Origin of the sequence: Paraburkholderia sp. SIMBA_053 (assembly GCF_046534895.1) — a bacterium.
GTDB lineage: Bacteria > Pseudomonadota > Gammaproteobacteria > Burkholderiales > Burkholderiaceae > Paraburkholderia > Paraburkholderia caledonica.
This window is the reverse complement of record NZ_JAWRXU010001735.1, coordinates 1-235: the sequence shown is the minus strand read 5'-3', so window position 1 is coordinate 235 and position 235 is coordinate 1. Positions and strand designations below refer to the sequence as shown.

General features: G+C 60.0%; 1 protein-coding gene. It reads left to right on the top strand.

The features are described from left to right. A partial coding sequence (locus SB753_RS41455) for a nucleotidyl transferase AbiEii/AbiGii toxin family protein (protein WP_410805740.1) occupies positions 1–235 on the top strand: 235 nt, incomplete at both ends.

Here is a 235-nt window from a genome sequence, read left to right as displayed (position 1 = left end):
CATCTCAACCTTGACGTTGCAGAGGTAACCACCGTCCAGCCCGAGCGCACCTTCTGGGACAAGATAGTTATCGTACATGGTCTGTGCCAATGGTATGAACGCCGTGGCGAGCTGCGTCACGGCGGCCAGCGCATATCGCGACACTTCTACGACGTTCATCAGCTTGCGCTCAGCACACACGCAACCGACTGGCTACGCAACCAACCGTTGGCTGAGGACTGCGCCCGGCACGCGC